Below are 17,845 nucleotides of genomic sequence, written 5' to 3'. Positions count from 1 at the left end.
ATGACCATCGCACGAGGCCGCGGCGATCAGTTCCTGCTGAAGAGCCGCAAAGTTGCCAGAATTCCAGTGAACGCGTTGGACCGCGCGGGCGAGCAGATGTCGTTCTACGCGCGCGCCATCGCATGGACCCCGCGCACCCTGCATCGGTACCGGAAGGAGACGCTTCGGCTGCTCGCCGAAGTGACCTTCGGTAGCGGCGCGCTCGCAGTCATCGGCGGAACGATCGGTGTCATCGCGATGATGTCGGGATTCACCGGTGTCGTCGTCGGACTCCAGGGCTTCGCCGCTCTGGAGCAGTTGGGTAGCTCGGTCCTGACCGGCTTCCTGTCCGCATACGTCAACACCCGTGAGATCGCTCCGATCGTTGCGGCTCTTGCGCTCTCGGCCACGGTGGGTTGTGGTTTCACCGCTCAACTCGGTGCCATGCGAATCTCCGAAGAGATCGACGCACTGGAGGTCATGGCAGTTCCGTCAGTGCCGTTCCTGGTCACGACCCGCATGATCGCCGGCTTCGTCGCCGTCATCCCGCTGTACATCGTGGGTCTGCTTGCGGCGTACCTCGCGTCGCGAGTGATCAGTACCGTGTTCAACGGGCAGTCGACGGGCTCGTACGACCACTACTTCAATCTGTTCCTGCCACCGCAGGACGTGCTGTATTCGTTTGCGAAAGTCCTGGTCTTCGCCTTCGTGCTGATTCTGATCCACTGCTACTACGGGTTCCATGCCTCGGGTGGTCCCGCAGGCGTCGGCGTGGCCGTCGGCCGCGCTGTTCGTGCCGCAATCGTCACGATCGCCGTTCTCGACTTCTTCCTCAGCCTCGCAATCTGGGGCACCACGACGACAGTGAGGGTGGCCGGATGATCGAGGCTCCGTCAGTCCTGCGCCGCCGTGTGCTCGGACTCGTGTTCTTCGTGGTGCTGGCACTGTTCCTGGCCTTCACCATCGGAACCTTCAACAAGACGTTCAAGGACGTCGTGAAGATCGACCTCGTCACCGATACCGTCGGAAATGCATTGCCACCCAACGCGGACGTCAAGGTTCGTGGTCTGCTGGTCGGCGAGGTGCGATCCGCGTCGACAAAAGACGGCCAGGTCACCTCGGTCCTCGCGATCGAACCGGACAAGGCTGATCTGATTCCGTCGAACGTGACGGCACGTCTGCTCCCGAAGACGCTTTTCGGTGAGCGATACGTCTCCCTGATCATTCCGGAGGGAACCACCGCTGCTCCGATTTCCGCGGGAACGGTGATCCAGCAGGACAAGAGCGGAAACGCTGTCGAGGTCGGCGACGTTCTGGACGGACTGCTCCCACTTCTGCAGGCGATTCCGCCGCAGGATCTGGCGAACACTCTCGGTTCTCTCGCGCAGGGTCTGACGGGACGCGGCGCTGAGCTCGGTCTGACGGTCGATCGTCTCGAGGAGATCTTCCGCGGCGTCAACACCGAGCTGCCCGCGGTGCAAGAGGATCTGCGCAAGTTCGCGGACTTCTCCCAGACGTACTCGGACGCTGCGCCCGATCTGATCAACGCTCTCGACAATCTGCGGACCACGGGTAACACGGTGGTTCAGAAGCAGGACCAGTTGCGGACTCTGCTGGCGTCGCTCACCGTGACATCGTCGGACACCGCAGCCTTCCTCGAAGCGAACTCGTCCTCGATCATCACGCTCGCTGCGGATTCGAAGGAAGCTCTCCAGCTTCTGGCTCAGTACTCACCGACGTTCGGGTGCACGTTCAAGGGCTTCTCGGACACCGCCCCGGAAGCTGCCAAGATCCTGTCCACCGACGCGCCCAATCCTGGTGTGCGTGCGAGTATTCAGATCGTGAACCCCAAGGGTCGCTACCTGCCCAACCAGGACGAGCCACGGCTCGTCGACAACCGCGGCCCGGTTTGCTACGACAACGTCACCGAGCCAGGTCGTCCGTTCCCGCAGTACCCCGGTGGTTCGTACGGTGACGGTTCCTACCAGGTTCCTTCCCGCAATCCCGGTCCCGCCACCATGGAATTCCTGCCTGCACCCGAGGGCTCCGGACCTCAGTTGTTCTCGACCAACAACAGCGGTCCTGCTCAGCAGGCCGGCTACGCGGGCTCGAAACTCGAAGAGGATACGTTGAAGGTGATCTACGGACAGGCCAACGGTGTTGCGCCGGACGATGTTCCGGCGTGGACCACGATGGTCAGTGCTCCGGCATTTTCCGGTGCGGAGGTGAGCGTCCAATGAGAGGACTCGCAGCTCCACTGACAAAGCTCATCATCTTCGTGGTGGTCACCGTCCTGGCAACAGGATTGCTGGCCGCCAGCATCGCCAACCTCGGCGGCGGCGGAGGCACCAAGTTCAACGCAGTGTTCTCCGACGTCACTTCGCTGAACGAGGGCGACGAGGTGCGCATCGCCGGTGTTCGTGTCGGACAGGTCGAGAAGATCGCGATCGTCAACGACAACCAGGCCGAGGTGCAGTTCTCGGTGTCCGACCGTGATTGGTTGCCTGCCAGTTCCATCGCCACGATCCGGTTCCGCAACCTGGTCGGGCAGCGATACATTTCGCTCTCGCAAGGTGAAGGCAGCCAGGGGCAGAAGATCACCGGCGGCGACACCCTGCCGTTGGCGCAGACTCGCCCGGCAGTAAATCTCACGACCCTGTTCAACGGCTTCAAGCCGCTGTTCACCACCCTGAGCGCTGACGACGTCAACAAGCTGTCCTACCAGATCATCCAGGTCTTCCAGGGGGAGTCCGGCACCATCAGCGAACTCGTCCGCAATACAGCGAGTTTGACCAACACCGTCGCGGACAAGGACGCCGTCATCGGGGCGGTGATCAAGAACCTCAACGACGTTCTCGACACAGTCAACGCGAACGACAAGAACCTCGATTCGCTGATCGTCAACACCCAGCAACTCGTCACCGGGTTGGCCAACGAGCGCGGTGTCGTCGGTTCGGCCGTCACCTCACTCGCCGGGTTGACCGATGCCACGGCAGATCTGCTCGAGCCGACGCGGCCGTCGATTCAGGGCTCGATCACGGCGCTCAACACGCTGGCGACCACGCTCAACCGTCGTAGTGACGACGTGAACGCGGTGCTCGAGACCTTGCCGGTCAAGCTCGACAAGCTCGCTCGCGTAGCGAGTTACGGTTCCTGGTTCCAGTTCTACCTGTGCGGAATCGACATCGTTGCCGGTCCCGGACAGTCTGCGTCGCTGAATCTGCCCACCGGCCTGCCGACGGTCAATCAGCCGATTTACACCAACGCGGCCACGCGATGCACTCAAGACGGTATGAGGGAGTTGCAAGGTCGATGAGTAAACGTCGCAGTCCGGCAATGGCCGGAGCCATCGGTATCTTCGTGGTGCTGTTGGCCACTTTGTCCGCGTTCTTCCTCGATTCGCTTCCGTTCGTGGGAGCAGGCTCGTCCTACTCCGCCGAGTTCTCCGAAGCTGCGGGTCTCAAGCCTGGCAACGAGGTTCGTATCGCCGGCGTGAAGGTCGGCAAGGTCACTTCCGTCGATCTCGACGGTGACCGTGTTCTCGTCGACTTCAAGGTCAGTGACGCGTGGGTGGGAGATCAAACCTCTGCGTCCATTCAGATCAAGACGATTCTGGGACAGAAGTACCTCGCACTCGATCCGCGCGGAACCGACAACCTCGATCCCAAGGACCGGATTCCGCTCGAGCGCACCACCTCTCCGTACGACGTCGTTCAGGCCTTCTCGGCAGCGGCGGACACCGTCGGCGACATCGACACCGACCAGTTGGCGAAGAGCATGGAGACGTTGTCCCAGGCATTCTCCGAGACACCTGGCGATGTCCGCGCTTCGCTCGACGGTGTCAGCCGGCTGTCGCAGACGATCGCGAGCCGCGATCAGGACCTGCAGAAGCTCTTCGCCGCCACCGGGAAGACGTCGCAGATTCTTGCGGATCGCAACAAGGAATTCACCCAGCTGATCCGTGACGGCGGACTTCTGGTGCAGGAGCTCAACAATCGCCAGCAAGCGATTTCGCAGCTGCTCACCGGAACTCAGCGCGTCTCTCAGCAGCTCACCGGTCTCGTTCGTGACAACGAGGCGGCAATCGGGCCGGCGCTGACGCAGCTCAACGGCGTCATCGACATCTTGAAGGCCAACAACGAGAACTTGGACAAGGCACTGAAGCTCTACGAACCCTTCATTCGCTTGTACGCCAACGTGGTCGGCAACGGCCGTTGGTTCGACCAGGTCGTCGTGAACCTCCTTCCGCCGGGTCTGCCGGATATTCCGGGCTACCGTGACCCCGTTCGTACGTTGGGAGGCAACTGATGGCTGATACTGCCGAAGCCGGAAGCGGCTCCAAGAAGCGCTCGGTCGCGATCATCGCCGCTGTTCTGATCGGGTTACTCGTAATCGGTGGCGCGCTGTGGTGGGTGTTCACTCGCGCCGGTACCACCAAGATCACCGCCTACTTCGACAAGTCGGTGGGTATCTACGACGGTTCCGACGTTCGTGTTCTCGGTGTCAAGGTCGGCACCGTCGAATCCGTCGAACCTCAGGGAGATCAGGTCAAGGTCGAGTTGCGCGTCGATCGTGGGATCGACATCCCCGCCGGCGCCAGTGCCGCTCAGATCACGCCTTCGGTGGTTGCCGACCGCTACATCCAGCTGACACCGGTCTTCACCGGCGGCGACAAGATGGCCAGCGGTGCAGTCATTCCGATCGAGAAGACGGCGACGCCGGTCGAGGTCGACCAGTTGTACTCCAGCATCGACGAACTCGCGTCGGCGCTCGGCCCTGAAGGTGCCAACAAGAACGGAGCACTGTCCGATTTCGTCGAGACGGGTGCGGCCAACCTCGAGGGCAACGGTGAAGCGTTGGGAGACAGCATCACCAACCTCTCGGATGCCGCACGGACGCTCAATGATTCGCGTGACAACATCTCGCTCACCATCAAGAACCTGGATACTTTCGTGGGCGCTCTCGCGGCCAACGATCAGCAGGTGCGCCAGTTCAACACTCAGTTGTCGGACCTGACCGGATTCTTGGCAGGTGAGCGCGACGATCTCGGTGCCGCTCTGAACCAGCTCTCGATTGCTCTCGGCGACGTCGCGAAGTTCGTGGCAGACAACCGTGATCAACTGGTCCAGACAACCGAGGGTCTCGTCGAACCGACACAGACATTGGCGAACAACAAGGAAGCCCTGGCCAACACGCTCACCATGCTTCCGTTGGCGATCTCCAACCTGGTCAACTCGTACGACGCCGAATCAGGTGTGCTGGCTTCACGTCTGGCGTTCCCTGATCTTCAGAACCCGGCCGGCGTGCTCTGCAAGTTGATGGACCTCGGCAAGCTGTTGCCCGGTGATCCTCGGTTCGAGGCATTGGGAAGGCAGATGCAACCGGCTATCGACCAGTGCGCAAACGTCGCGGCGATGACCGACGCAGCCAATCAGGCTGCAGGCCTGAATCTTCCCTTCGGCATCCTTGCCGGTTCCGAACGACAGATGCAGGTAGTTCCGGGCACTGTGCCCGGCGTCGTGTCACCGCGACTGACCAGTGGAAACGGGGAGGGCGAGTGAAGCGTTCATTGATAGTCGGCGCCTGCTTGTGCGCCGTCCTGATCTCGGCAACAGCCTGCTCGTCCGAGGGAATCTACGCGGTTCCGCTTCCCGGCGGTCCCGATGTGGGTTCCGATCCGATGCACTTGACCATTCAGTTCGACGATGTCTTGGACCTTGTTCCGCAGTCCGCTGTGAAGGTCGACGGTGTTCCGGTCGGTCGAGTCGACGACGTGTCGGTCGGACCGGACGGATGGACCGCGGATGTCGGCATCATCCTCGACTCGTCCGTTGATCTACCCGCCAACGCAATTGCCGCGGTCGAGCAGACCAACCTGCTCGGCGAGAAGTTCATCCAGTTGTCGGCCCCGCCGTCCGGACCGGACTCTGCGAAGCTGGCCGACGGAGACCTGATTCCGCTCGATCGCACTCGCCACGCCACGGAGATCGAGCAGGTTCTCGGCGCATTGTCGCTGCTGCTCAACGGCGGCGGTGTGGGCCAGTTGCAACCCATCGTCGAAGAACTCGGGGCCGCATTCGACGGTCGCGAGGGCAAGACGAGAAGTCTTCTGGAGCAGGCGAACACACTCATCGGTGGACTCAACGAACAGCGTGACGACATCACCCGTGCGCTCGACGGCCTGGATGTGCTCTCGACCCGCGTCAACGATCAGAACGAGAAGATCGGGAAGATTCTCGAGGAACTCCCCGTTGCGACACAGGTTCTCAACGAGCAGCGCCCGCAGCTGACGCAGATGCTTGCTCAGGTGGATCGACTCGGAACAGTGGGAACCGACGTCCTCACGCAGTCCAAGGACGATCTGATCGCTGATCTTCAGGCTCTGCGTCCAACGCTGCAGGCGCTCGCAGACTCCGGTGACGACTTCGTCGGGGCACTTCCTTTCCTTCCGACGTTCCCGTTCCCGGACGGTGTCGAGAAGATTGCGCAGGGTGGTTCCGTGAACCTCTTCCTGAGCGTCGACTTGCAGATCGGCAACACTCTCTCGGGTCTCGGTGTCGGACAGGGTGAACCGGAATACCGTCAGCCGAAGTTCGGCAATCCCAAGCCGGTGGTAGATCCGTCCAACCCGTACTACAACGGAAACGGACCGCGGCCGGGTTGGCCGACGGTGTCGCTGCTGCCGATCGCTCCGATCCTGCCGCAGATCCCCGTCGTCGCCGGTCTACCCGCCACCACGGCCGGTGACCCGGCAACACCGGCTCCGGCAGCGGACCCACTCAACCCCATCCAGGGAATGCTGGAACAGTTCGGAATCGGTGGTGATGGACAGTGAGATCAGCTCTGGTCAGATGGCAGCTCGTCGGCTTCGTGGTGGTCGCGCTTCTGGGTCTCATCTACGTCGGCGCCAAGTACGTGCGTCTGGACAACCTCATGGGGTTCGGTCAGTACACGGTCAAGACCGAATTGGCCACGTCCGGTGGAATTTTCACCAACGCCGAAGTGACGTATCGCGGTGTGCCGGTCGGTCGAGTGGGCGACATGTCGTTGACCGAGGACGGAATTCAGGTCGACCTGAAGATCGACAACAGTGCTCCGGAGATTCCAGCGTCGGCCCGTGCAGTCGTGGCCAACCGCTCCGCCATCGGTGAGCAGTACGTCGACCTTCAGCCCGATACCGATCAGGGACCGTTCCTCGCGGACGGCTCGGTGATCGCGGTGGGGGACACCACAACTCCGATCCCGATCGAGGATGTGCTGACCAGTGCCAACGGCTTGGTCAAGTCCGTGCCGGTCGACGCGCTCCACACCGTCGCCGTCGAACTCGGTGCCGCATTCAACGGCAAGGGCGAGGACATTCAGGTCCTGGCCGATTCGCTGTCCGGTCTCTCGCAGTCCGGGCTCGACACTCTGCCTCAGACGCTCGCGCTGATTCGGAACAGTGAGACGGTACTGACGACGCAGTCGGATCAGTCCTCCGCGATCAAGCAGTTCAGTACCGATCTCGATGCTGTCACGGCGCAGTTGAGGACCAGCGATCCGGACATCCGTCGCTTGATCGACAACGGCATCCCGGCCAGCGATCAGATCGGTGCCCTCATCAACGAGGCGGGCCCGAGCCTGACGACTGACCTGACCAATCTTGCCGCGACCACCAAGACGCTTGCACCCCGAACGATCGCGCTGCAGCCGTTCCTGATCTTCCTTCCCGGCCTGGCCGCTGCCGCACCGACGGTTGCTCCCGGCGACGGAACGGTCCATCAGGGCTTGGTGCTCGAGACCAACAATCCGCTCTCGTGCACGGTGGGTTACGAAGGCACCATGGCGATCCTGGACGAGATGAAGCGTCAGAATCCCAACTTCGACGACACCCAGCAGGATTTCCCGCTCAACACCGCGGCGTCGTGTGAGACGCCGCTGGGCAGCGAGACGGGCGTCCGCAGTGCCAACCGCGTGGTGTACGCCGATCCCGACACGATCCAGCCTTGGGACTTCAAGCCGAAGGTCGATCCGGACAAGTTGAACCTCAACCCGATCGCGACGCAGTTGGCGCCGTTGCTCGGAGTGACACCGAAGTAGACCGATCCGAATGTGGTCGAGTTTGTGCAGTTCAGGCTACTGAGTTGTGGCAGTTGACGATTCGCGGCCAGAGGCTGGGCAAAACAGGTAAGTAGGGTAGTGAGTGTGATTCAGAGAAACAGTTCCCCGCAGTCCGGCGGGCCCGAGCAAGTCGAATCGGGAGCGCCGACAACCGGTAGACCGAAGGGGCTGACAGCGTCTCTGATTGCGGTCGGTGTCTTGCTTCTGGCGGCAGTGGTTGCGCTCGGTGTGTTCGGCGTCCCGTACGTTCGGGCGCTCACCACCGACCGCACCACAGCCGAGATGCGTGACGACGCGCTGATCGGTGCGCAGCAAGTCGCGATCAACCTCAACAACGCGGATTCGGCGAATCTCGACCAGTCGATCGAGAACATGCGTTCTTCGGTGACCGGTGACGAGATGACGACGTATCTGCAGACCGTTCAGGATTCCATCACCGACGAGTTGCGTAACTCGGGTTCGAAGGCTGACACCGAAGTTGTGCAGTCCGCGCTGACCGAGCTCAATACCGATGACCGGACCGCCACGGCACTGGTCGTCGTTCGAGTCACCACGACCCAGGGCAACCAGTTCGTCAAGAATCAGCTCGGCATGCGGCTGGGCATGGTCGAGGTCGACGGGGTCTGGAAGGCGCAGTCCGCTGATCCGATCGGATCGCGGCTCGATCTCGGCTCGGGCACTCTGCCGGCTGCCGACGGCTCCACGCCTGCTCCTGACGCAACGCCCGCACCCGGTTCGGGGACCGAAGCACCGGCATCCGGTGCTCCTGCACCGACAACCGAGGGTGGTGATTCCGGTGGCCAGTAGTTCGTCGAACCTGCACACCGACATCCCTCGAAGGAGAAGCGCGTAATGCCACCCAAACGTCGTACCGGCGGACCGTCCTCCCCTCAGAACCGTCGGCCGAAGATCGCTGGAAGCGCTCGTTCGCTCAACGTCCCCGCGGGGACGTCCGACTCGGACCCGGTCGAGCCCACGATCGAACAGCCGGAAGAAGAGACACAGGAGGCTGTGAAGCCGGAGGCTGTGAAGCCAGAGGTTGCGAAGCCGACGCTCACGAAGGCCGAGTCCGGCGACATCGAGCCGCCGAAGACGGAAACCGACGCTCCGGAATCTACACCAGGCCCCGATCTGACCAAACCGGCGCAAACCGTCGCAGACGAGCCCAAGGCCCCTGCTACCCCGGAGACGGGCGCGGGGGAGTCGGCGACAACACCTACACAATCCAAGGCCGGTTGGCGCCTGGTCGCGATCCTGGGGGCCGCAGCGGTCATCGTCGCGATCCTCGCCGGCATCGCCTTCTTCAAAGTCGGCGCGAAGACGGACGACATCGCCTGGGTGGACGAAGGCGCCACGGCTGAGGTTCTTCGTGTGACGCCGTCGGCGTTGGCTGCAGTCTTCACGTTCTCGCCCGACACGTTCGACGCCGATTTCGACAAGGGTGTCCAGGGCCTGAACCAGTCGATGCGCGATCAGCTGACCCAGTACAAGGACACGCAGAAGGCCGGCGTCGAACAAACTCAGACGGCAACGACCGCTGATGTCCCGCTGATCGGGATCACACGACTCGAGAAGGACCGGGCGCAGTTGCTCGCCCAACTGAACGTCAGCTCGACGCAGAACGGCGTGGCGGCAGACTCTCGCTCCGGAATGGTCATCGTGAGTCTGGAGAAGCAGGACGGAAACTGGCTGATCTCGGAGATTCGCGACCAGTAGCTCGGAGATTCGCGACCAGTAGCACCTGCGTACCAGCGCGAAGATCTGGACCGACGCACGATGTCGGTCCAGATTTTTCGTATGTGACGCCGTTGCTGGCTACACTTCCGGTGGCAGTGTTCGAATGCGCGTCACGAATGTTCGAATGCTGCGACACGCGCTCTCGCCCTTGACGGAGCGGTCCGCAAGGTCCACTCTGATCGGTGAACATGCACGGACGAGTGATCGGCAGTCTCACGTCAGTATCTGAATTCGACCCTCAGTTACACCCGACTCGACATTTCCAGAGTAAGGGTGTACTTTTGGACGTTGCGCTGGCTGCCTCCTGTCCACCCCTCGTCTCAACCGCTGCGAAGTCAAGTACTTCTTGCTTTCTGCGACGGGTTTCGTTCGGGTTGTAACCAGCGAAATTCGAAGCAGATACAGCGGCGGTCGCAACAGCACGGAGCGGCCCGCGTGAGGTGCTGGAAGGACGCATCTTGGCAGTCTCTAGCCAGACCAAGGCAGTTTCCGGAATCCCCGGAGCCCCGAAGAGGGTTTCGTTCGCGAAAGTTCGCGAACCCCTCGAAGTTCCCGGGCTTCTTGACGTACAGACAGATTCGTTCGAGTGGCTGATCGGCGCGCAGAGTTGGCGTGAACGAGCAGCGGCACTCGGCGACAATGCAGTGTCCGGTGGTCTCGAGGACATCCTCGCGGAGCTTTCTCCGATCGAGGATTTCAACGGCACTATGTCGCTGTCCTTCTCCGACCCTCGATTCGACGAGGTCAAGGCCTCGACGGACGAGTGCAAAGACAAGGACATGACCTACGCGGCGCCGTTGTTCGTCACCGCGGAGTTCATCAACAACAACACTGGTGAGATCAAGAGCCAGACGGTCTTCATGGGAGATTTCCCGATGATGACCGACAAGGGCACCTTCATCATCAACGGCACCGAGCGTGTGGTCGTCTCGCAGCTCGTGCGTTCCCCCGGTGTGTACTTCGACATGAGCGTCGACAAGAGCACCGAGAAGGATCTGCACAGCGTCAAGGTGATCCCGGGTCGCGGCGCATGGCTCGAGTTCGACGTCGACAAGCGCGACACCGTTGGTGTCCGTATCGACCGCAAGCGTCGTCAGCCTGTCACCGTCCTGCTCAAGGCACTCGGCTGGACCACCGAGCAGATCACGGAGCGCTTCGGCTTCTCCGAGATCCTCATGGCCACGCTGGAGAAGGACAACACCGCCGGCACCGATGAGGCGTTGCTCGACATCTACCGCAAGCTGCGTCCGGGCGAGCCCCCCACCAAGGAGAGCGCGCAGACCCTGCTGGAGAACCTGTTCTTCAAGGACAAGCGCTACGACCTCGCTCGCGTGGGTCGTTACAAGATCAACAAGAAGCTCGGCCTGAACGCTGGTCAGCCGATCGTTGCATCCACTCTCACCGAAGAAGACATCGTCGCCACCGTCGAGTACCTCGTGCGTCTGCACGCAGGTGACACCTCGATGACGGCTCCGGGCGGCGTCGAGGTTCCCGTCGAGGTCGACGACATCGACCACTTCGGCAACCGTCGTCTGCGTACCGTCGGCGAGCTCATCCAGAACCAGATCCGCGTGGGCCTGTCCCGCATGGAGCGTGTGGTTCGTGAGCGCATGACCACACAGGACGTCGAGGCAATCACGCCTCAGACGCTGATCAACATCCGGCCCGTCGTCGCTGCGATCAGGGAGTTCTTCGGAACCTCCCAGCTGTCGCAGTTCATGGACCAGAACAACCCGCTGTCGGGGCTGACGCACAAGCGTCGTCTGTCCGCCCTCGGCCCGGGTGGTCTGTCCCGTGAGCGCGCCGGCCTCGAGGTTCGCGACGTTCACCCGTCGCACTACGGCCGCATGTGCCCGATCGAGACCCCGGAAGGCCCGAACATCGGCCTGATCGGTTCGCTGTCGGTCTACGCCCGCGTCAACCCGTTCGGTTTCATCGAGACCCCGTACCGTCGCGTCGTCGACGGACAGGTGACCGACGAGGTCGACTACCTGACCGCTGACGAAGAAGACCGCCACGTAGTCGCGCAGGCCAACTCGGCCATCGACCGCGAGGGTCGCTTCACCGACTCGAAGATTCTCGTCCGCCGTAAGGGTGGCGAGGTCGAGTTCGTCGCGTCCTCCGACATCGACTACATGGACGTTTCGCCGCGTCAGATGGTGTCCGTCGCAACCGCGATGATTCCGTTCCTCGAGCACGACGATGCAAACCGTGCCCTCATGGGCGCGAACATGCAGCGTCAGGCTGTCCCGCTGGTTCGCAGCGAGGCACCTCTCGTCGGAACCGGCATGGAGCTGCGTGCAGCTGTGGATGCCGGCGACGTCATCATCACCGAGAAGACCGGTGTCGTGGAGGAGATCTCCGCGGACTACGTCACGGTGATGGCTGACGACGGAAGCCGCAAGACGTACCGGATGCGCAAGTTCGCGCGTTCCAACCAGGGCACGTGCGCCAACCAGCGTCCGATCGTGGACGAGGGACAGCGTGTCGAGGCCGGCCAGGTTCTGGCCGACGGCCCTTGCACCGAGAACGGTGAGATGGCGCTGGGCAAGAACTTGCTCGTCGCGATCATGCCGTGGGAAGGCCACAACTACGAGGACGCGATCATTCTGTCGCAGCGTCTCGTGGAAGAGGACGTCCTGACCTCGATTCACATCGAGGAGCACGAGATCGATGCCCGCGACACCAAGCTCGGTGCCGAGGAAATCACTCGCGACATCCCGAACGTCTCCGACGAGGTCCTTGCCGACCTCGACGAGCGCGGCATCATCCGTATCGGTGCCGAGGTTCGTGACGGCGACGTGCTGGTCGGAAAGGTCACGCCGAAGGGCGAGACCGAGCTGACCCCCGAAGAGCGCCTCCTTCGCGCCATCTTCGGTGAGAAGGCTCGCGAGGTTCGTGACACGTCCCTCAAGGTTCCTCACGGTGAGACCGGCAAGGTCATCGGAATCCGCGTGTTCTCACGTGACGAAGACGACGATCTGCCTCCCGGTGTCAACGAGTTGGTCCGCGTCTACGTGGCACAGAAGCGCAAGATCCAGGACGGCGACAAGCTCGCCGGCCGCCACGGTAACAAGGGCGTCATCGGCAAGATCCTGCCGCAGGAAGACATGCCGTTCCTCTCGGACGGCACGCCTGTCGACATCATCTTGAACACGCACGGTGTCCCGCGTCGTATGAACATCGGTCAGGTCTTGGAGACCCACCTCGGGTGGATCGGCAAGACCGGCTGGAACATTCAGATCGCGTCCGACGGCACTCGTCCCGACTGGGCTGCGACCCTGCCGGAAGAGATGCTGTCCGCTCCGGCCGACTCGAACATCGCCACCCCGGTGTTCGACGGTGCGAAGGAAGACGAGCTCACCGGTCTCCTCGGCGCGACGCTGCCGAACCGTGACGGCGAGCAGATGGTCGGACCCGACGGAAAGGCCACCTTGTTCGACGGCCGCTCCGGCGAGCCGTTCCCGTACCCGGTCTCGGTCGGTTACATGTACATCATCAAGCTGCACCACTTGGTCGACGACAAGATCCACGCTCGTTCGACCGGTCCGTACTCGATGATCACGCAGCAGCCTCTCGGTGGTAAGGCCCAGTTCGGTGGCCAGCGCTTCGGTGAGATGGAGTGCTGGGCGATGCAGGCCTACGGCGCGGCTTACACGCTGCAGGAACTGCTGACCATCAAGTCGGACGACGTGGTCGGTCGAGTCAAGGTGTACGAAGCCATCGTCAAGGGCGAGAACATCCCCGAACCCGGCATCCCCGAGTCGTTCAAGGTGCTCCTCAAGGAGCTCCAGTCGCTCTGCCTCAACGTGGAGGTGCTGTCCTCGGACGGCGCGGCCATCACGATGGCGGACGGCGACGACGAGGACTTGGAGCGGGCCGCAGCGAACCTGGGCATCAACCTGTCCAGGAACGAAGCTGCGACGGTCGACGACCTCGCGAACTAGGTTTCGGTCCCCGGGTTGCTCTTGAAAGAGCGGCCCGGGGGCGTAGTTCACATTTGAATTGGCAGTCAGGTTGCCGGGTGACCGGCAACCGTAACCCCAACGGGGAAAGGAAGTTACGTGCTCGACGTCAACTTCTTCGATGAACTCCGCATTGGCTTGGCCAGTGCAGAGGACATCCGCAATTGGTCCTACGGCGAGGTCAAGAAGCCGGAGACCATCAACTACCGCACGCTCAAGCCCGAGAAGGACGGCCTCTTCTGCGAGAAGATCTTCGGCCCCACCCGGGACTGGGAGTGCTACTGCGGTAAGTACAAGCGTGTCCGCTTCAAGGGCATCATCTGTGAGCGCTGTGGCGTCGAGGTCACTCGCGCCAAGGTTCGTCGTGAGCGTATGGGTCACATCGAACTGGCCGCACCGGTCACGCACATCTGGTACTTCAAGGGTGTTCCGAGCCGTCTCGGTTACCTGCTCGACCTGGCTCCGAAGGATCTCGAAAAGATCATCTACTTCGCTGCCTACGTCATCGTCGGCGTCGACGAGGAGCTCCGTCACAACGAGCTGTCCACCCTCGAAGCCGAGATGCAGGTCGAGAAGAAGACCGTCGCAGATCAGCGCGATGCCGATCTCGAGGCACGTGCGCAGAAGCTCGAAGCCGACATCGCCGAGCTCGAGGCAGAGGGCGCGAAGTCCGATGTCCGCCGCAAGGTCAAGGACGGCGGCGAGCGCGAAATGCGTCAGCTCCGTGACCGCGCGCAGCGTGAGCTGGATCGTCTCGACGAGATCTGGACCACCTTCACCAAGCTGAGCGTCAAGCAGCTCATCATCGACGAGCTCCTGTACCGCGAGCTGGTCGACCGTTACGGCGAGTACTTCACGGGTGCGATGGGCGCAGAGTCCATCCAGATCCTGATGCAGAACTTCGACCTCGACGCCGAGGCAGAGTCTCTCCGCGAGACCATCCGCAGCGGCAAGGGCCAGAAGAAGCTGCGTGCACTCAAGCGCCTCAAGGTGGTTGCGGCATTCCAGACCAACGGCAACTCGCCGATGGGCATGGTCCTCAACGCTGTTCCGGTGATCCCGCCGGAGCTTCGCCCGATGGTTCAGCTCGACGGTGGACGTTTCGCGACGTCCGACCTCAACGACCTGTACCGCCGCGTCATCAACCGCAACAACCGCCTCAAGCGACTGATCGACCTCGGTGCTCCCGAGATCATCGTCAACAACGAGAAGCGGATGCTGCAGGAGTCGGTCGACGCCCTGTTCGACAACGGTCGTCGTGGACGTCCGGTCACCGGACCGGGTAACCGCCCGCTGAAGTCCCTGAGCGATCTGCTCAAGGGCAAGCAGGGTCGTTTCCGTCAGAACCTGCTCGGTAAGCGCGTCGACTACTCGGGTCGTTCCGTGATCGTCGTCGGTCCTCAGCTCAAGCTGCACCAGTGTGGTCTGCCCAAGCTGATGGCTCTCGAGCTGTTCAAGCCGTTCGTGATGAAGCGTCTGGTCGATCTCAACCACGCGCAGAACATCAAGTCGGCCAAGCGCATGGTCGAGCGCAAGCGCGTCCAGGTGTGGGACGTCCTCGAAGAGGTCATCGCCGAGCACCCCGTGCTGCTCAACCGTGCACCTACGCTGCACCGTCTGGGTATCCAGGCATTCGAGCCGCAGCTCGTCGAGGGCAAGGCCATTCAGCTCCACCCGCTGGTGTGTGAGGCCTTCAACGCCGACTTCGACGGTGACCAGATGGCTGTTCACCTCCCGCTGTCGGCAGAGGCTCAGGCCGAGGCACGCATCCTGATGCTGTCCTCGAACAACATCCTCTCGCCTGCTTCGGGTCGCCCGCTCGCCATGCCGCGTCTGGACATGGTCACGGGTCTGTTCCACCTGACCCGTCTCGACGAGGGTGTCACCGGTGAGCTCGTTGCTCCGACCAACGACGAGGCAGAGCAGGGCGTGTACTCCTCGCCCGCCGAGGCTCAGATGGCAGTCGACCGCGGCGCGCTCTCGGTTCAGGCTCAGATCAAGGTGCGTCTGACGCAGCAGCGTCCGCCGCGTGACCTCGAGAACGAACTGTTCCCCGAGGGCTGGAAATACGGTGACGGCTGGACCGCCACCACGACACTCGGCCGTGTGCTCTTCAACGAGCTGCTTCCGGCGGACTACCCGTTCGTCAACGAGCAGATGCCGAAGAAGCGCCAGGCGACGATCATCAACGATCTCGCCGAGCGGTACCCGATGATCGTGGTTGCTCAGACCGTCGACAAGCTCAAGGACGTCGGGTTCTACTGGGCCACCCGTTCGGGTGTCACGGTCTCGATTTCCGACGTGCTCGTGCCGCCGGAGAAGCCTGCCATCATCGAGGACTTCGAGGCTCAGGCCGACAAGATCGAGAAGCAGTACCAGCGTGGTGCTCTGGACAAGAAGGAGCGCAACAGCGCTCTGGTCACCATTTGGCAGGAAGCGACCGACAAGGTCGGCAAGGCCATGGAGGCTCACTTCCCCGACAGCAACCCGATCCCGATGATCGTGAAGTCCGGCGCAGCCGGCAACATGACTCAGGTTCGCTCGCTCGCCGGTATGAAGGGTCTGGTGACAAACCCGAAGGGTGAGTTCATCCCGCGTCCGATCAAGTCTTCCTTCAAGGAAGGCCTGACCGTTCTCGAGTACTTCATCAACACGCACGGTGCTCGTAAGGGTCTGGCCGATACCGCACTCCGCACCGCCGACTCGGGTTACCTGACCCGTCGTCTGGTGGACGTTTCGCAGGACGTCATCGTCCGCGAGGTCGACTGTGGAACAGAGCGCGGCATCGTCACCACGATCGCCGAGAAGCAGGCCGACGGCACGATGATCCGCGATGCTCACGTGGAGACCAGCACGTACGCCCGTACCTTGGCGGCCGATGCAGTCGACGCGAACGGCACCGTCATCGTCGAGCGTGGCCACGATCTCGGTGACCCCGCGATCGATGCTCTGCTCGACGCCGGCATCACGACGGTCAAGGTCCGCTCGGTCCTGACCTGCACCACCGGCACCGGCGTTTGCGCCACTTGCTACGGCCGTTCGATGGCCACCGGCAAGCTGGTCGACATCGGTGAGGCTGTCGGTATCGTCGCCGCACAGTCGATCGGTGAGCCCGGTACCCAGCTGACCATGCGTACCTTCCACCAGGGTGGTGTCGCAGGAGATGACATCACCGGCGGTCTGCCGCGTGTCCAGGAGCTGTTCGAGGCACGTGTGCCCAAGGGCAAGGCTCCTATCGCGGACGTCACCGGTCGGGTACAGCTCGAAGACGGCGATCGTTTCTACAAGATCACCATCGTTCCGGACGACGGCGGCGAAGAGGTTGTCTACGACAAGCTCAGCAAGCGTCAGCGTCTGCGCGTCTTCAAGCATGCAGACGGTCGCGAAAGCCTCTTGGCTGACGGTGACCACGTCGAGGTCGGACAGCAGCTCATGGAAGGTGCTGCCGATCCCCACGAGGTCCTGCGAGTCATGGGCCCGCGTCAGGTTCAGATCCACTTGGTCAACGAGGTCCAGGAGGTGTACCGGAGCCAGGGTGTGTCGATCCACGACAAGCACATCGAGGTCATCGTGCGCCAGATGCTTCGTCGCGTGACGATCATCGATTCCGGTGCCACCGAGTTCCTGCCCGGTTCGCTCACCGAGCGCGCCGAGTTCGAGTCGGCAAACCGCCGCGTTGTCGCCGAGGGTGGCGAGCCCGCAGCCGGCCGTCCGGTGCTCATGGGTATCACGAAGGCGTCGCTCGCGACGGATTCGTGGCTGTCCGCGGCATCGTTCCAGGAGACCACTCGTGTCTTGACCGACGCGGCTATCAACTGCCGCTCGGACAAGCTGATCGGTCTGAAGGAAAATGTCATCATCGGTAAGCTGATCCCTGCCGGTACCGGTATCAACCGTTACCGCAACATCCAGGTTCAGCCCACCGAAGAGGCACGCGCCGCTGCTTACGCAGTGCCGTCGTACGACGACCAGTACTACAGCCCGGACGGCTTCGGCCAGAACACCGGTGCTGCAGTTCCGCTGGACGACTACGGCTTCAGCAACGACTACCGCTAGTCGGGTAG

The 17,845-nt window shown here is 62.3% G+C and carries 11 protein-coding genes; all 11 read left to right on the top strand.

All coding sequences use genetic code 11. The features are described from left to right. The 11 genes from QMA15_RS10275 to QMA15_RS10225 all read left to right on the top strand — a co-directional run bounded on the left by QMA15_RS10275 (position 1) and on the right by QMA15_RS10225 (position 17,837). Positions 1 to 861, top strand: coding sequence for an ABC transporter permease (locus tag QMA15_RS10275; RefSeq protein ID WP_003941894.1), 861 nt, complete (start codon positions 1 to 3; stop codon positions 859 to 861). Next, the gene (locus tag QMA15_RS10270) at positions 858 to 2,219 is read left to right on the top strand and encodes an MCE family protein (RefSeq protein WP_019744311.1); all 1,362 of its coding nucleotides are present in this window, start codon (positions 858 to 860) and stop codon (positions 2,217 to 2,219) included. Before QMA15_RS10275 ends, QMA15_RS10270 begins: the two co-directional genes overlap by 4 nt. Next, positions 2,216 to 3,295, top strand: coding sequence for an MlaD family protein (locus QMA15_RS10265; protein ID WP_019744310.1), 1,080 nt, complete (start codon positions 2,216 to 2,218; stop codon positions 3,293 to 3,295). Before QMA15_RS10270 ends, QMA15_RS10265 begins: the two co-directional genes overlap by 4 nt. After that, complete coding sequence (locus QMA15_RS10260) at positions 3,292 to 4,287, top strand: MCE family protein (protein WP_003942053.1); 996 nt, start codon at positions 3,292 to 3,294, stop codon at positions 4,285 to 4,287. Before QMA15_RS10265 ends, QMA15_RS10260 begins: the two co-directional genes overlap by 4 nt. Next, on the top strand, positions 4,287 to 5,540 hold the full coding sequence (locus tag QMA15_RS10255; RefSeq protein WP_003941941.1) for an MCE family protein: 1,254 nt from the start codon (positions 4,287 to 4,289) through the stop codon (positions 5,538 to 5,540). The genes QMA15_RS10260 and QMA15_RS10255 overlap by 1 nt, the downstream gene beginning before the upstream one ends. Next, positions 5,537 to 6,814 (top strand): MCE family protein, encoded by a 1,278-nt coding sequence (locus tag QMA15_RS10250; RefSeq protein ID WP_290284295.1) that lies wholly within the window; start codon positions 5,537 to 5,539, stop codon positions 6,812 to 6,814. The genes QMA15_RS10255 and QMA15_RS10250 overlap by 4 nt, the downstream gene beginning before the upstream one ends. Further along, positions 6,811 to 8,058: an MCE family protein gene (locus QMA15_RS10245; RefSeq protein WP_019744308.1), complete on the top strand. Its 1,248-nt coding sequence runs from the start codon at positions 6,811 to 6,813 to the stop codon at positions 8,056 to 8,058. The genes QMA15_RS10250 and QMA15_RS10245 overlap by 4 nt, the downstream gene beginning before the upstream one ends. Before the next feature lie 99 nt (positions 8,059 to 8,157). Further along, positions 8,158 to 8,886 (top strand): hypothetical protein, encoded by a 729-nt coding sequence (locus QMA15_RS10240; RefSeq protein ID WP_019744307.1) that lies wholly within the window; start codon positions 8,158 to 8,160, stop codon positions 8,884 to 8,886. Between the two features lie 45 nt (positions 8,887 to 8,931). Continuing rightward, positions 8,932 to 9,795: a hypothetical protein gene (locus QMA15_RS10235; protein WP_134999281.1), complete on the top strand. Its 864-nt coding sequence runs from the start codon at positions 8,932 to 8,934 to the stop codon at positions 9,793 to 9,795. Positions 9,796 to 10,256: 461 nt separating this feature from the next. Continuing rightward, positions 10,257 to 13,763 (top strand): DNA-directed RNA polymerase subunit beta, encoded by a 3,507-nt coding sequence (gene rpoB, locus QMA15_RS10230; protein ID WP_019744305.1) that lies wholly within the window; start codon positions 10,257 to 10,259, stop codon positions 13,761 to 13,763. A gap of 117 nt (positions 13,764 to 13,880) precedes the next feature. Then, positions 13,881 to 17,837 (top strand): DNA-directed RNA polymerase subunit beta', encoded by a 3,957-nt coding sequence (locus QMA15_RS10225; RefSeq protein ID WP_021343470.1) that lies wholly within the window; start codon positions 13,881 to 13,883, stop codon positions 17,835 to 17,837. Positions 17,838 to 17,845: the final 8 nt, after the last annotated feature.

Source organism: Rhodococcus sp. APC 3903 (assembly GCF_030407755.1).
In the GTDB taxonomy this organism is placed as follows: Bacteria; Actinomycetota; Actinomycetes; order Mycobacteriales; family Mycobacteriaceae; genus Rhodococcus_F; species Rhodococcus_F erythropolis.
Note: the sequence above shows the minus strand (reverse complement) of the source record. Positions and strands in the feature narration are given on the sequence as shown.

Excerpts from the sequence above, each read along its gene's own strand:
- QMA15_RS10275 (WP_003941894.1), top strand. The coding sequence starts at position 1 with ATGACCATCGCACGAGGCCGCGGCGATCAGTTCCTGCTGAAGAGCCGC.
- QMA15_RS10270 (WP_019744311.1), top strand. The coding sequence starts at position 858 with ATGATCGAGGCTCCGTCAGTCCTGCGCCGCCGTGTGCTCGGACTCGTG.
- QMA15_RS10265 (WP_019744310.1), top strand. The coding sequence starts at position 2,216 with ATGAGAGGACTCGCAGCTCCACTGACAAAGCTCATCATCTTCGTGGTG.
- QMA15_RS10260 (WP_003942053.1), top strand. The coding sequence starts at position 3,292 with ATGAGTAAACGTCGCAGTCCGGCAATGGCCGGAGCCATCGGTATCTTC.
- QMA15_RS10255 (WP_003941941.1), top strand. The coding sequence starts at position 4,287 with ATGGCTGATACTGCCGAAGCCGGAAGCGGCTCCAAGAAGCGCTCGGTC.
- QMA15_RS10235 (WP_134999281.1), top strand. The coding sequence starts at position 8,932 with ATGCCACCCAAACGTCGTACCGGCGGACCGTCCTCCCCTCAGAACCGT.